The organism is Pseudoalteromonas qingdaonensis (assembly GCF_038739665.1).
GTDB classification, from domain to species: domain Bacteria; phylum Pseudomonadota; class Gammaproteobacteria; order Enterobacterales; family Alteromonadaceae; genus Pseudoalteromonas; species Pseudoalteromonas qingdaonensis.
The window spans coordinates 34,312-48,272 of sequence record NZ_JBCGCU010000002.1 but is presented as its reverse complement, the minus strand read 5'-3'; the positions used below and the strand labels follow the sequence as shown (position 1 = coordinate 48,272).

At 49.4% G+C, this 13,961-nt stretch carries 10 protein-coding genes; 2 read left to right on the top strand and 8 right to left on the bottom strand.

Annotated elements, in window-relative coordinates:
- Window positions 1-41: 41 nt before the first annotated feature.
- The 8 genes from WCN91_RS02325 to fabB form a co-directional block, all read right to left on the bottom strand.
- The gene (locus WCN91_RS02325; protein WP_342675909.1) at window positions 42-722 is read right to left on the bottom strand and encodes an SPOR domain-containing protein; all 681 of its coding nucleotides are present in this window, start codon (window positions 720-722) and stop codon (window positions 42-44) included.
- Between the two features lie 11 nt (window positions 723-733).
- Entirely contained in the window at window positions 734-1,993 is a 1,260-nt protein-coding gene (gene folC, locus WCN91_RS02320; RefSeq protein WP_342675907.1) for a bifunctional tetrahydrofolate synthase/dihydrofolate synthase, read from the bottom strand.
- A gap of 27 nt (window positions 1,994-2,020) precedes the next feature.
- Window positions 2,021-2,896 (bottom strand): acetyl-CoA carboxylase, carboxyltransferase subunit beta, encoded by an 876-nt coding sequence (accD, locus tag WCN91_RS02315; protein WP_342675905.1) that lies wholly within the window; start codon window positions 2,894-2,896, stop codon window positions 2,021-2,023.
- 189 nt (window positions 2,897-3,085) lie between these two features.
- Window positions 3,086-3,874, bottom strand: coding sequence for a tRNA pseudouridine(38-40) synthase TruA (truA, locus tag WCN91_RS02310; RefSeq protein WP_342675903.1), 789 nt, complete (start codon window positions 3,872-3,874; stop codon window positions 3,086-3,088).
- 290 nt (window positions 3,875-4,164) lie between these two features.
- Window positions 4,165-7,062 carry a FimV/HubP family polar landmark protein gene (locus WCN91_RS02305; RefSeq protein ID WP_342675901.1) on the bottom strand — a complete coding sequence of 966 codons (2,898 nt, stop codon included), beginning with the start codon at window positions 7,060-7,062 and terminating at the stop codon, window positions 4,165-4,167.
- Between the two features lie 384 nt (window positions 7,063-7,446).
- Complete coding sequence (locus WCN91_RS02300) at window positions 7,447-8,463, bottom strand: aspartate-semialdehyde dehydrogenase (RefSeq protein WP_342675899.1); 1,017 nt, start codon at window positions 8,461-8,463, stop codon at window positions 7,447-7,449.
- Window positions 8,464-8,480: 17 nt separating this feature from the next.
- On the bottom strand, window positions 8,481-9,596 hold the full coding sequence (locus tag WCN91_RS02295) for a 4-phosphoerythronate dehydrogenase (RefSeq protein WP_342675897.1): 1,116 nt from the start codon (window positions 9,594-9,596) through the stop codon (window positions 8,481-8,483).
- A gap of 451 nt (window positions 9,597-10,047) precedes the next feature.
- Window positions 10,048-11,262, bottom strand: coding sequence for a beta-ketoacyl-ACP synthase I (fabB, locus tag WCN91_RS02290; protein ID WP_342675895.1), 1,215 nt, complete (start codon window positions 11,260-11,262; stop codon window positions 10,048-10,050).
- A 189-nt stretch (window positions 11,263-11,451) separates the two neighbouring features.
- On the opposite strand from fabB, the gene mnmC reads away from it, so the two are divergent.
- Both mnmC and WCN91_RS02280 read left to right on the top strand, forming a co-directional pair.
- Complete coding sequence (mnmC, locus tag WCN91_RS02285; RefSeq protein ID WP_342675893.1) at window positions 11,452-13,431, top strand: bifunctional tRNA (5-methylaminomethyl-2-thiouridine)(34)-methyltransferase MnmC2/FAD-dependent 5-carboxymethylaminomethyl-2-thiouridine(34) oxidoreductase MnmC1; 1,980 nt, start codon at window positions 11,452-11,454, stop codon at window positions 13,429-13,431.
- 165 nt (window positions 13,432-13,596) lie between these two features.
- Window positions 13,597-13,956: a hypothetical protein gene (locus WCN91_RS02280; RefSeq protein WP_342675891.1), complete on the top strand. Its 360-nt coding sequence runs from the start codon at window positions 13,597-13,599 to the stop codon at window positions 13,954-13,956.
- Window positions 13,957-13,961 lie beyond the last annotated feature (5 nt).

Here is a 13,961-nt window from a genome sequence, read left to right as displayed (position 1 = left end):
TTTGGGGCGCATTCTAGCGGAGCGAGGCGTTAAATACCAGATCATTTTGTTACTTGGAACTGGGTGATACGACCTTGTAAATTGGTCAGCTTTTGTAACTTGGGCAGTTGCTGCTCAAGCTTTTCCTTGCTTAATTCCGGCCCTACTAACACCTTAGTCAAGGTGCCGTTGGCGGTTTTAACCTCGCGGGTAAAGACCTTAAAATCATTGTTCTTAAGCTTGGCCATCAAGGCATCAACACTGGCTTTGCGAGAAAAGGCACCCAGTTGCACCACGTAGGCCATTTGCGTCAGGCCACTTTGTTTGGGGCGCTCCAGGGGTTCATCCTTGGTCAGTATGGAAACCGCCACTGTAGTGTTTTCTGTGCTACTTTCTACGCCCTTGCCTGAGTCGATCTGCTGCGCCTTTGGCTGTGGCGCCGGGTCGCCAGCTGTTTTATCGGCCGAGTTTTCAACCGAGCCCTCAGTGGAGCCAGCGGCAAGTTTTTCATCGTCTGGGGCTATTTCTTCTATTTTTTCATCTTTGGGTAAAGGAGCCATATCGGCCTTGTCAGACAAGGCCTGCTGTAAGTCGATAGACTTGAACTCAGGGCGTTCGGGTATGGCTTTAAAGCCTTCCTTATACCGCACCTTGTCGCCATCCAAAATATTAGGAATAAAAACAATAGCGGCAACAACTACAATAGTGGTTCCGATCAAACGGTTAACAAACCCTGAGTTCACTCTTACAGCCCCTAACTCTCAAAAAATGTGATTGCTTCTGCCACAGTGTAAAACGATCCGAAAATAATCAAAAGGCTTTGCTCGCAAAGTTGTGGTAAAACCGCCTCAATGGCATCGCTAACGCTATTATGGGCGCCGGCTACACTGACTTGCTTATCTAGCGTCTGCGCCAATTGTTCGGCCTGTGTGCCCCTGGGGTTATCCAAGGTCGTCACATGCCAATAATCCACCGCACCCTTCATCGCTTCAATAACATCGGCATGCTCTTTGTCGGCCAACATACCAACGATAGCATAAATACTAAGCCCTTGTTGCTTAAAGGATTGTAAACGCTTGGCGAGAAAACGCGCAGACTCGCGATTATGAGCCACATCCGTGACTATCAAAGGCTTTTCGCTCAAGGTTTGAAAACGTCCGGTGACCTTAAGGGCCTTTAGGCAATCGGCTGCCACAGTAATATCCGGTAGCAGGTCGAGCTTATAAAGTACGCTCAGCGCCGTGGCGGCATTTTGCGCCGGAATAGCCGGTTGCGCAAAGCACAGATCATAGTCGTCCATTTGCCAGCTAAAGGTGACTTCATCTTCACTGAAATGGAAGTCACGGCGAGATAAGCAAAGGTCAGCGCCAATTTCCTTGCCGTAATCAACTACCGTATGCGGAATATCCAAATCACCAACAATAGCAGGCACACCGGTGCGGAAAATACCGGCCTTGTCATAGCCCACTAATTCGCGGGTATCGCCTAGGTATTCTTTATGGTCGAGATCCACAGTGGTGATCACGCTGGCAATTGGAGTGACTATGTTGGTGGCATCATAACGCCCGCCTAGGCCTACTTCCATCAGCACATAATCCACATCCATGCGCTTAAAAATGTGCAGCGCCCCTAAGGTGCCGTATTCAAAATAGGTAAGTGCAGTATCCCCTCGCCCTTGTTCAAGCGCGTTAAAGGCATCCACATGAATTTGGTCATCAAGCTCGGCGCCGTTAATACGCACCCGCTCGTTGTATCGAATAAGGTGCGGCGAGGCATAGGTGCCAACGCTGTAGCCCTGGGCTAATAGGAGCGCTTCTAAGCATTGTGCTGTGGTGCCCTTGCCGTTGGTGCCAGCGATAAGAATGATTTTGCTGCGGGTATCAAGCAGGCCGATTTGCTCTGCCACGCGCTGAACGCGCTCAAGGCCCATTTCAATGTTGGCAGGATGGATCTGCTCTAAATAACAAAGCCAATCATCTAGGCTAGACGATTGGCTCGGTTTCGAATCTGACATAGGTAAGTTTCTAGATTGCCGAGAAATTTACGCTACTCTATGCTCTTGTTCGGTAGAAGGCAAGTTCATTAACTTGGCCAGCAGACGCGCTAAGGTGTCACGCATTTCGCGGCGGTCAACTATCATGTCGATGGCACCGTGCTCAAGTAAAAACTCACTGCGTTGGAAACCATCAGGCAGGGTTTCACGTACAGTTTGCTCAATTACGCGCGGACCAGCAAAGCCGATAAGTGCCTTTGGCTCAGCCACGTTAACGTCACCTAGCATAGCCAATGACGCCGATACACCACCCATGGTTGGGTCGGTCAGTACCGAGATAAATGGCAGGCCTTTTTCGCTCATTTTCGCCAGTGCAGCACTGGTTTTCGCCATCTGCATCAATGACATCAGGGCTTCTTGCATACGCGCGCCGCCGGAAGCAGAGAAGCACACCAGTGGCATGTTGTGCTCTAAACACACATTCACGGCTTCAACGAAGCGTGCGCCCACTACCGAGCCCATTGAACCACCCATGTAGGCAAATTCAAAGGATACTGCGGCAACAGGAATACCCTTAAGCTGGCCTTTCATGGCAACCAGGGCATCTTTCTCACCGCTGCTCTTTTGTGCAGCGCTGATGCGATCTGAATACTTTTTCGAGTCTTTGAATTTCAAGACATCTTTAGGCTCATGCTGAGCGCCCAACTCGGTGCGACCGGCGTCGTCTAAGAATAGCTCCAGACGCTTACGTGCGGTGATACGCATGTGGTGATCACACTTAGGACACACGTTCATCGATTTTTCTAGCTCAGCCTTATACAGGATGGCGTCACACGAAGTACATTTAGCCCAAACGCCCTCAGGGATCTCTTTTTTGCCCGAAGACTTGGTTGTTTTTGGTAAGATCTTTTCTAACCAGCTCATTTGCAACTCTCTTAATGCTTGTTAGTAGCGAGGCGGATGCACCACCCCAAAATTAGCCGATAAATTAGAACAATTAAAACATGAATTTAGTTGCTTAGATATAAAAAACTGGTCGGTGTAGTCTATCACAGCGACCAGTCAAACTTTTGTATGAACTAAATACATCAAAAAACTGACGCTATTTTTCCCCTAATTATTGGGTAGGAACAGCGGCCCCAAAGGGGTAGAAGGTATTTGCCACTTCTCGGGATAATCAACATCCACCAGGTACAAACCATTTGGCTTGGCGGTAGCGCTGGCCTGGGTGCGGTCTTTAAGCTGCAACAAGTGCTGCATCCAATCCGGCTCCTGTGCGCCCACGCCTATGTCCATTAAACAGCCAGTGATATTACGTACCATATGGTGCAAAAACGCATTGGCCTTGATATCTATGACTATATAGTCCCCCACTCGCTCAACATTAAGATGATGAATATTGCGAAACGGCGTATTGGACTGGCAGTGCACCGCCCTAAAGGAGGTAAAGTCTTGCTCACCGAGCATATAATGACAAGCCGCATGCATGCGCTCGGCATCAAGGGGCTGATGATAATGAGTCACGCCAGAGCGTAAAATTCCCGGGCGATAAGGATGATTGTAAATCACATAACGATAGCGGCGGGCGGTGGCACTAAAGCGGGCATGAAATTCATCATCAGCCTGCATAGCATAGCGCACGGCTATATCATCGGGCAGCTGCGAATTCATGCCCAGGGTGAAGGCGCCCATATCGCGTTTGGCGTGGGTATCAAAGTGTATAACCTGGCCCGTGGCATGGACACCGGCATCGGTGCGCCCGGCACAGGTGATCTCAACCGGATGATCGCAAATTCGCGATAAGGCCGTTTCAATTTCTTGCTGAATACTGTTGACATGGGACTGACGCTGCCACCCACTGTAGCGAGCACCGTTATACTCAATTCCTAACGCGACGCGCATTGACACTCTTTTCGTTTGCAAAATTTTCGGCATTTTATCTGCTCTGGCCCTAAATAGCTAATACCAATTCTGTTAAGTATGTGAGCAGAGATAGCGCTGGATAAATGATTTGAACATAAGGCGGAATTTTACTTATGTAGTTATTCTACATAGAAAAATGCCAACACAGTGATCATGATATTTAGCCCGCTAGAATGATTAGCTATTTAAGTGAATTGGTATAGACCGGCGGTGACAAAAAAAGCAGCCATGGGCTGCTTTTTAAGGGTTAGTAATCATGTCAAGGCGGCTTAGTTTGTTAACCGCTCTTTCAATGCCTGGGCTTCTTGCTGCAAGGTTTGTGGGCCATTATCAAGCACCTCTTGCAGCGCCTCTAGTGCCGAGTCAACATCATCAATTTCCAAATAGGCACGGGCCAAGTCCAGCTTGGCGCTAAAACCACCATCTTGGGTATCAACATCGGTCTTAGGGGTGTCTTCGAGTAAATCATCGAACTCACCCAAACCCACATCCATATTGGCGTCTTTATAGGGTTCATCATCAAGCTCGGCTTCGTCGCTTTGCGCTAGCAAGTCATCGATATCCACATAGGCGTCGGCCTGATCTTTAGCCGACGTTTCCCCTGCCATAGTCGCGTTTTCTGTGCCCGCTTGTTCATCGCCAGCGGCGTCACTGCTGGCCTGGTCGTCATCCGCATCATGCAATAATGCCTGCAAGTCCAGATCACCGGCTATATCATCCCGCTCCAGTGGCTGAGTCGGCGACTCTGCCAATTCATCAAGCATGGCGTCGAAGTCTGTTTCGCTTAAGTCGGCAAGGAAATCTTCATTCACTTGCTCATCGTCAAGGGCCGAGTCTTCATCGTACTCCGCCGTCAACATAGCATCGATATCAAAGCCGTCGTTTTCGGCCATGGCCTCGCTTAGCTGCTGCTCGGTGGCACTACTAAAAGGCTCGTCCATTTCCAGCTCTGGATAATCCTCAAGCTGCGCGCTGGGGTTGTCCACATCACCTAAGTCAACTTGCTCATCGAAAGACTCAAGGTTTGTTTGCTCTTCCAAGTCATCGTCCGCCAGCAGAGGATCATCACCCAGGTCGATTTCTAAAGCGGTGTCGTCCGCATCAGAGTCCAACACATCCAACGACTCGCCCAAGCTGTCAGCAGATAATGCTTCACTTGCAGGCTCTGCTGAGAGCTCGGATGAAGTCTCAGGTAAGGCACTACTTTGTTCTTCAAAAAGCTCATCAAGTTGAGCCAGAGGATCGTCCCCGGCATCTAAATCATCGCCCAAGGCAAGCGCATCGCCCAATTCATCCTCAAGCGGCTGCGCATTCAGTTCAGCCTTATCAGTCTCGCTTAACTTTTTCTCTTCTTGCTCTTCTAGCTCATCCAGCGGGTTTTCGCCTTGCTGAACTTCGTCCAGCAAATCATCGATATCGAATTCATCGGCAAGGTCTTCCACCAATTCAGGCGCTTGCTCTGCTGAAGGTTCTAGATCGGCTAAAGGCGCCGGTAAATCCTCAGGTAAAAACTCATCTTCGGCCAGTGCTGCATGCTCGGGTAAATCTTCTGGTAGAAGTTCGGTTAAAAGCTCGTCTTCTTCGCCTGAAATTTCTTCGCCCTGAACTTCATCCAACAAATCATCAATATCGAATTCATCGGCAAGGTCTTCCACCAATTCAGGCACTTGATCGGCTGAAGGCTCTGGCTCGGCTGAAGGTACTTGATCGGCTGAAGGCGCCGGCTCGACTGAAGGCTCAACCAAAAGCTCATCTTCTGCATCAAAATCAATGTCATCTTCTTGGGGCAAATCATCGAGCAAGTCGTCAATATCCAGCTCATCGCTCGCGCTCGCTTCGGTGGCGAATAAATCATCGATTTCAGCATCGCTTAGCGCATCTAGGCTATCGTCCAATGATTCATTGTCAGTGTCGGCATCAAGACTTGATAAATCAAAATTCTGCTGCAATACCTCTTCTTCAGAGCTAAACGTTTCTTTGACATCATCGGCAAGCAGATCATCTAACTCATCCTGCCCTAACAAGGAGTCTATATTTTTGGCATCGCTATTATCACCATAGAGGACATCATCGCTCTGTTCATCGAGCTGTATACCCGGCTCGGAAAACACCTCGTCCAAAGGTTCATCCAGCGGCTCATCAAGGAAGTCATCTAAGGGCTCATCAAGAGTATCATCGAATGATTTTTCAAATGGCTCTTCTAAAGGCAGGTCTTCAAGAGAGTCGTCATCCTGAGTCAAATCCAACTCGTCCAGCCCGTTTAAGGACTCAGCCACTGCAACTGGCTGTGACACGGCGGTTGATTGCTCTTCTGCGGCTGGGTTAGGAGCTTCTTCCTTGCCACGCTTTTTCAAGAACATCACCACCAGCGCCAAAATGGCTAAAGCTGGCAGCGTCATCATTAGCAGTAAGCTCAACCAGCCGGGTAAGGCATTAAACCAGCTGGCGTTTTGCTCTTGTTGAATTTGCTGTTGTCGCGCCATGGCCTGACGTTCGGCCATAAATTGTTGCAACTGTTGCTGCAACTCGGCGTCTTTTTCATCGAGCTGCGCCTGAACTTGAGTGAGCTGCTCGGTGATTTTCTGTAATTGCGCTCGCAGACGATCATTGTCGATCAAAATAGACTCGGCATGGCTGAGCGAAGTGCTCAGCTGCTGCTGTAACTCAACTAAGCGTTCACTTTGCTCTTGCTTAAGTCGTTCCAGTTCTAATTCCAATTCTTGTTTTGCTTGAGCCGCTTGTTGTTGACGCGCCGTACTCGCTGGCACAGCTGAAGCACTCGTTTTGCTGTCTTTAATGTTACTCCACAGCTTATCGTCTAGCTCCGACTTGGCCTTGGCCTGACGCGGGTCAATAGTGCGAATTTCCCGCATCGATGGTATCTGTAAATAGGCACCATCACGCATATGGTTAAGATTGTTATCTAAGAAGGAGTTTGGATTTTTTTCATATAAGGCCACCATCACCTGATACATGGTCACCGAATTATCGGGACGTACCTTGGCGGCAATGCGCCACAGGGTATCACTTGGCTTTATAGGCCCGATAGCACGGCTTTGCTCACTATTATCAGCCTCTTTCGGGCCGCGGATCTCGGTGCTTTGCGCACTGGCACCGGCGTGGCTCAGGGCCAGGAGTAAAAAAAACAGGGTAACTAGAGAGCGCATGCTTTTCCTTTACTAACGTTAAGTGCTGTATTTGCAGGGCTGTGGGCAAACGAGCATTTTTTGACGATTCGTTGTTATTTTTGTGCTTTATTGCGATTTATGGCAAGTAACAGCAAGTATTATTCCACCTGCAAACTATAAACCAGATATAAGTGAATATCCACGGCCAGTTAGGCAATTTAAAGCTATAAAGAAGCGCTTGATATGTATAAAAAAAGCGGCCATTGGCCGCTCTCTTTTGGGTCGGTGCTCTGCACCGACATCTTGTTTGTGGCACCTTTTGTCGACCTTTCGGCAATGTGCTCCTGCATTGCTCTACTACCGCCATCCATGGCGGCAAAGACCGACCTACAAGGCAAAGACCAACAGCCTGCGCCGATGATCTTAAAAATAATGAGCGATCAGCTCTTCGGCAATCTGTACGCTGTTGGTAGCCGCACCTTTACGGGTGTTATCACTGACTACCCACATATTTAAGCCATGGGGATGAGAAATATCCTGGCGTACACGGCCAACAAAAACACTGTCGTTGCCGCTAGCATCGGATACCGGCGTTGGGTAATCATGCTCATCTTCGATAAGCTCAACACCCGGGGCGTCCTGCAATAACTGCTTAACGTGCTCAACGTCCACAGGCATGCGGGTTTCTAAATGAATAGCCTCGGCATGACCGAAGAATACCGGCACACGCACCGCCGTTGGGTTCACCATCACGGTTTCATCACCGAGGATCTTCTGGGTTTCCCACACCATTTTCATTTCTTCGCGGGTATAGCCGTTGTCTTCAAAGGCATCGATTTGCGGAATAACGTTAAACGCCATTTGCTTAGTGAAAACCTTATTGTCCAGTGGGCGACCATTCATCAGGTTAGCGGTTTGCTTTGCCAGCTCATCAACCGCTTCTTTACCTGCACCCGACACCGCCTGATAAGTAGAGACGTTAATACGTTCAATGCCGTAAGCATCGTAAATTGGCTTGAGCGCCACCAGCATCTGAATGGTTGAACAATTTGGGTTGGCAATAATATTACGGTTACGGAAATCCGCCAGACTGGCCGCATTCACTTCCGGCACAACCAGAGGCACATCATAGTCGTAACGGAATTGTGAGGTATTGTCGATAACCACACAGCCAGCTTCTGCCGCGATGGGCGCGTATTTTTCAGAAACACTGCCACCGGCCGAGAACAAACCAATATGCGCATTGGCAAAGTCGAACTGTTCAACATCAAGCACTTCAATGGTTTCGCCGTTGAATTCAATCTCTTCACCCGCTGAGCGGCTGCTCGCCAATGGAAACAGTTGATCAACCGGAAATTTTCTCTCCGCCAAGGTCTCTATGATTTGACGACCCACTAAACCAGTGGCACCCAATACCGCGACATTATATTTTTGCGACATATCTCTTCCTCAAGGCGTTAAATACTAAACCCAAACGCTGCCAAGGCGCTCAGGTAAGGGTTATTACCGCTGAGCGTCAAGGTGCTGAGCTCGCGGCGAACCGGATAGGTTTTGCGCAACAGATCAAAGCCATGGCTATGCAGTTGGGCACGTAAAATGGCGTCATCACGACGCACATCGTAAATTAGGTGAACCAGGGCGCCAAGCTCCTCCTTACTCCAGCTCTCACTTAGAGTAAGCTGAGTCAGGCTTGGTGTTGGCAAGTGCTGAGTTAAATCACTGCTTGGTTCAATATTCAGGTGCTGACACAGGGCTTGATACAGCATCAAGGTACCACGGCCCTTGCCCTCCAGCGTATGTCCGGCAATATGCGCGGTTGCCAGCTCTACATAAGGCAACAGCTCTTCGAGAATATCCGGCTCGTTTTCCCACACATCCAACACCAAGCATAAATCATCCTCGGCTTGTTGACGTGCTAACAGGGCCTGATTGTCTATCACATCACCACGGCTGGCATTGATCAGTATTTTACCCTCGGCCAAAGCATCGATGCGCTGCTTATCGAGTAAATGATAGGTGCAATGCTCACCGTCTTTAACCAGGGGCACATGAAAGGTGATGATATCGGCCTCGGCCAGGGCTGTTTCCAGGCTGTGCCAGTCACCCATATCACCGCGCGCCTGCCTCGGTGGGTCAACCAAAAGAGTTTTCACGCCGATAGCCCCAAGTTTATCTGCCAGACATTGGCCGATATTGCCCACACCAACAATAGCGATGGTTTTGTCGAACAGAGAAAAATGCTGCTCTTGCGCCAAAGCAAACACAGCGCTAAGCACATATTCGGCCACGGCCACTGCATTACAGCCCGGAGCACTGGCAAAAGGCACTTGGCGCTCGGCCAGATAGTCCTGATCTATATGATCCACGCCTATGGTGGCGGTGCCGACAAACTTTAAGCTGGTATTTTGCGCCAGCAAGTTGGCATTAACCTGGGTCACCGAGCGCGTTAGTAATACGTCCGCATCCTTGACCATTTCGGGGGTCAAAGCCCTGCCATCGAATCGCTCAATTTCGCCCAGAGGGGCAAAAAAGGCATCCACAAGGGGCATATTTTGGTCTGCTAATATTTTCATTATTTATCCTAGGGTCTGTTGACCTTTGTTGTTCGTTTCTGCAGCAGTTTGTAGTGTATTTATACAAGGCGGCACATGTGTGGTGTAGTTATTCTACATAAACATGTAACAACACAGTAGAAATGCGCTACAAACGCTGCCCTACGGGTTCATCTAAACGCATCCTGCTCTGTGTTACTCGCTATGAACATAGGCGAGCAAGACCGAAGCAATGCTTCGCAGCTTAGCGAGGTGAGCGCATGGATGCGCGATGTAACCAAGCTTCATGGATGAATTTGACCGCATAAATCAGTGATTATATTCATCAGAATGCGTTTAGATTGAACATAAAGTAAACCGCAAAGATAAACAGACCCTAGCGACAAGAGCGGAGCGCTATTTTAATCATGCTGCTGCCACAAAGCAAAAAAGCCACGCAATGCGTGGCTTTTTGGGCAAACTTAGGTCGGTATTAAGCCTTGTACTTGCTCATTACCAAGGTCGCGTTAGTGCCACCAAAACCGAAACTGTTAGACATTACAGTATTAAGCTCAACATCGCGACGCTCGGTCACAATGTCCAGGCCTTGTGCCTGCTCATCCAGCTCGTCGATATTGATAGACGGTGCTACGAAGTTGTTCTCAAGCATTAGCAATGAGTAAATTGCTTCGTGTACACCAGCCGCGCCCAGAGCGTGACCCGTCATCGCCTTGGTTGCACTGATAGCAGGTGAGTTACCACCGAATACTTCTTGAATCGCACCCAGCTCTTTTACATCACCTACAGGCGTTGAAGTGCCGTGCGTGTTCAGGTAATCAACCGGCGTGTCCAAATCTTGCATGGCTTGGCGCATACAACGTACCGCACCTTCACCCGAAGGGGCTACCATGTCGTAACCGTCAGAAGTAGCACCGTAACCTGTGATTTCAGCGTAGATGTGCGCGCCACGAGCAAGGGCATGCTCTAGCTCTTCAACAACTACGATACCGCCACCACCAGAGATAACGAAACCGTCACGGTTAGCGTCATAGGTGCGTGATGCTTTTTCAGGTGTCTCGTTGTACTTGGTAGACAAGGCGCCCATGGCGTCGAATTCCATTGCCAGGGTCCAGTGTAGCTCTTCACCACCACCGGCGAAGATCACATCTTGTTTACCCAGCTGGATTTGCTCAACCGCGTGACCGATACAGTGCGCAGATGTGGCACAGGCCGAGCTGATTGAGTAGTTAACGCCTTTAATTTTAAAAGGAGTGGCCAAACACGCAGAAGTGGTGCTCGCCATAGTACGAGGAACCATATAAGGACCTACACGCTTAACGCCTTTTTCGCGCAAGGTGTCTGCCGCTTCAACCTGGTACTTAGATGAACCGCCACCCGAGCCAACAATAAGGCCGGTACGCTCGTTAGATACTTGCTCATCCGTTAGTTTGGCATCGGCAATCGCCTGCGCCATAGAAATATAAGCATAGGCTGCCGCATCACCCATAAAACGGAACGCTTTGCGATCAACATGCTCTTTCACGTCTAAGTCGATGCTGCCAGAAACCTGGCTACGAAGGTTATATTCCTCAAACTCTGGGTTGTAAGCGATACCGCTTTTGCCCGTTTTTAAAGACTCTAATACTTCTTCTTTATTATTACCGATGCTTGAAACCACACCGATACCCGTAATTACGGCTCTTCTCATGAGAATTTACCTTAGCTTATTCCTAAATTGCGTGTAGTGTACGCGTAAATGTCCTACTAAGTGGTCATTCCAGCGTACATCTGTACTCTGAACTTTTCAAGCGCACCGCGATGATCTTTTGGTGACAATATACGTGCCGCCCTAAAGACGTTAAAATAACGGCCAAACTGTTAAAAGCCTTGAGTCTTCATGATCACCCACGCGACTATCCATTTTAATGACACAGGCACGCCGGTAGCCGATGCCTTTGACGATGTTTATTTTTCCAACGAAGACGGCTTGGCCGAATCTGACTTTGTATTTTATCAGCATAATCAAATAGATGAGAGACTAAAATCACATCCTCGCAAACATTTTGTAATTGCCGAGACCGGCTTTGGCACTGGCCTTAATTTTCTTAATGCCTGGCAGCGCTTTAACCAGTGCAGTGAAAAAAAGGCTGAGCGCCTGCATTTTATCTCTTTTGAAAAATTCCCCATTCGCAAAGAAGACCTGACCAAAGCCCTGAACAACTGGCCACAGTTGAGCAAATATGCCGAGCAATTACTGGCTCAATACCCAGATGCCCTGCCCGGTTGCCACCGTCTGCACTTTGGCAATGTCACCTTGGATTTATGGATAGGCGATGTAAAAGACTCCTTGGCTCAACTTAATTATGGCAGCGCCGGACTGGTCGATGCCTGGTTTTTAGACGGCTTTGCACCGAGCAAAAACCCAGATATGTGGCAGCAGAGCCTGTTTGATGCCATGGCTCATTTAGGCCGCGAGCAGGCCACCTTTGCCACCTTTACCGCCGCCGGTTTTGTCCGCCGCGGCTTGAAAGATGCCGGCTTTGAAGTAAAAAAAGTAAAGGGCTATGGCCGCAAACGGGAGATGATTGTCGGTCAGCTGACAGCAACCACATTAAAGGCCAACTGCCCCGCTCCCTATCAGCGCCAGGCGCGCGCCTTAAATAAGGTCGCCATTATCGGCGGCGGCATTGCCAGCAGCCTGTTGCTGCATCGTCTTAGTGCCCGTAATATCGCCGCCACCTTGTTTTGCGCCGACGGCGATTTGGCCCAGGGTGCGTCGCACAATAATCAGGGTGCCCTCTACCCACATCTACAGGCGGATGTATCGCCCTCAAGCGAATTTTTTGCCCACAGCTTTGCCTACGCCAGACGCTTGTATGATCAATTGCTAAGTGAAGGTTTTGCCTTCGATCACCAATGGTGCGGCGTCTTGTTACAAGGCGTAAAAGAAGAGATGCGCAAACGCCACGCTAACTTGGTGGCCAAGGACAACTGGCCGAGCTGGCTTATCCATAAGGTGGATGCCGAGCAAGCGAGCGAATTAGCGGCCGTGGATATCCCTTATGGCGGTCTGTTTATCCCCCAAGGCGGCTGGTTGAGCCCACCGCAACTTGTACAGGCGCTAACGAATGCCGCTTGCAAAAAGGTGGCGCACGAGCTCAATTTTAACACCCCTATCCGCTCTTTGAGCCAACAAGACGGACAATGGTATCTAAATGGTGAGCAGCAAACCTACGGCCCGTTCGACGATGTCTTTATTTGTATGGGTGAGCACAGTGACAGCCTGCTGCCGGGTCAAGGTTTAGCGCTGCAAAGCGTGCGCGGGCAAGTATCGCATCTGGAAACTAGCTCGGCTTCAAGCAAACTTAATACCGTGCTTTGCCACAAGGGTTACTTCACCCCAAGTAGCCAAGGCGCGCATTGCATGGGCGCCACCTTTACCAAGGACACCAAAGAGCGGGATATTCGCGCCGAGGATAATGACACCAACTGGCAACAATTTGCCGACTTTTATGGTGAATGTAATTGGACCGAGGAGTTAGGCACAGTCAAGGGCGCGAAGGCGGCCATTCGCGCCACCTTGAGCGATCACCTGCCGCTCTTTGGTCAATATGCCCAAGATCATGAATATATGAAGGCCTTCCCACAACTGGGCGTGGGTGTATGGCAGCAAGCTGAGCCCTTGGAGCACGAGTTTAGCGGTTTGCACCTGTTTACCGGCCTTGGAGCCCGCGGTTTGTGTACGGCGCCCATTTGTGCCGAGGCGCTGGTTGCCAGCCTGTGTGATGAGCCACTTCCTGTTAGTTTGCGTGTTGATCAGGCCCTGCATCCGGCCCGATTTATTATCCGCGGCCTAAAACGCGGACAAATAACATGATTTTTCGTTAAACATGGGTTAACTTTATATATGATAAGTAATAAACCTGAACTGGAGTAGTAACTGCTTGAGCTGTAACTTATTTATTCTCTTAGCACGGATAAGGCGAATAAAGCCCTAAACCTACAATTCAGGTTAATAATTTTATATAAATGGAGTGAAACCATGAACAACGCGCTTCGTCGAGCAGCAACCTTAACACTTGCAGGCCTGCTGATGGTCGCCAGCCATCAGGCTAACGCCGACTTATCTATTTTGCCGTTGCCAGAAGATTTTCAAACCCGCATGACGGTACAAAAGAAGTACCCTATGGTCTTAGACGGTTTCACTCGCCTTAGCGACAGCCAAGTGCAGTCCTTCTATAGCGACAAACTGGGTGAGCCGCTGAAGATCACCAGCGATATCGACCGCTTTACCCTGTTTTATAATGTTGCCGGCCACCCGCTGCGTATTGCCGTATACCAGCGCGGCGAATGGACTGAAGTAAGCGCCATGGTCAGCGATAAAAACACAAACGATATCTAAGCCTA

Excerpts from the sequence above, each read along its gene's own strand:
- folC (WP_342675907.1), bottom strand. The coding sequence starts at position 1,993 with ATGTCAGATTCGAAACCGAGCCAATCGTCTAGCCTAGATGATTGGCTT.
- accD (WP_342675905.1), bottom strand. The coding sequence starts at position 2,896 with ATGAGCTGGTTAGAAAAGATCTTACCAAAAACAACCAAGTCTTCGGGC.
- truA (WP_342675903.1), bottom strand. The coding sequence starts at position 3,874 with ATGCGCGTCGCGTTAGGAATTGAGTATAACGGTGCTCGCTACAGTGGG.
- WCN91_RS02305 (WP_342675901.1), bottom strand. The coding sequence starts at position 7,062 with ATGCGCTCTCTAGTTACCCTGTTTTTTTTACTCCTGGCCCTGAGCCAC.
- WCN91_RS02300 (WP_342675899.1), bottom strand. The coding sequence starts at position 8,463 with ATGTCGCAAAAATATAATGTCGCGGTATTGGGTGCCACTGGTTTAGTG.
- WCN91_RS02295 (WP_342675897.1), bottom strand. The coding sequence starts at position 9,596 with ATGAAAATATTAGCAGACCAAAATATGCCCCTTGTGGATGCCTTTTTT.
- fabB (WP_342675895.1), bottom strand. The coding sequence starts at position 11,262 with ATGAGAAGAGCCGTAATTACGGGTATCGGTGTGGTTTCAAGCATCGGT.
- mnmC (WP_342675893.1), top strand. The coding sequence starts at position 11,452 with ATGATCACCCACGCGACTATCCATTTTAATGACACAGGCACGCCGGTA.
- WCN91_RS02280 (WP_342675891.1), top strand. The coding sequence starts at position 13,597 with ATGAACAACGCGCTTCGTCGAGCAGCAACCTTAACACTTGCAGGCCTG.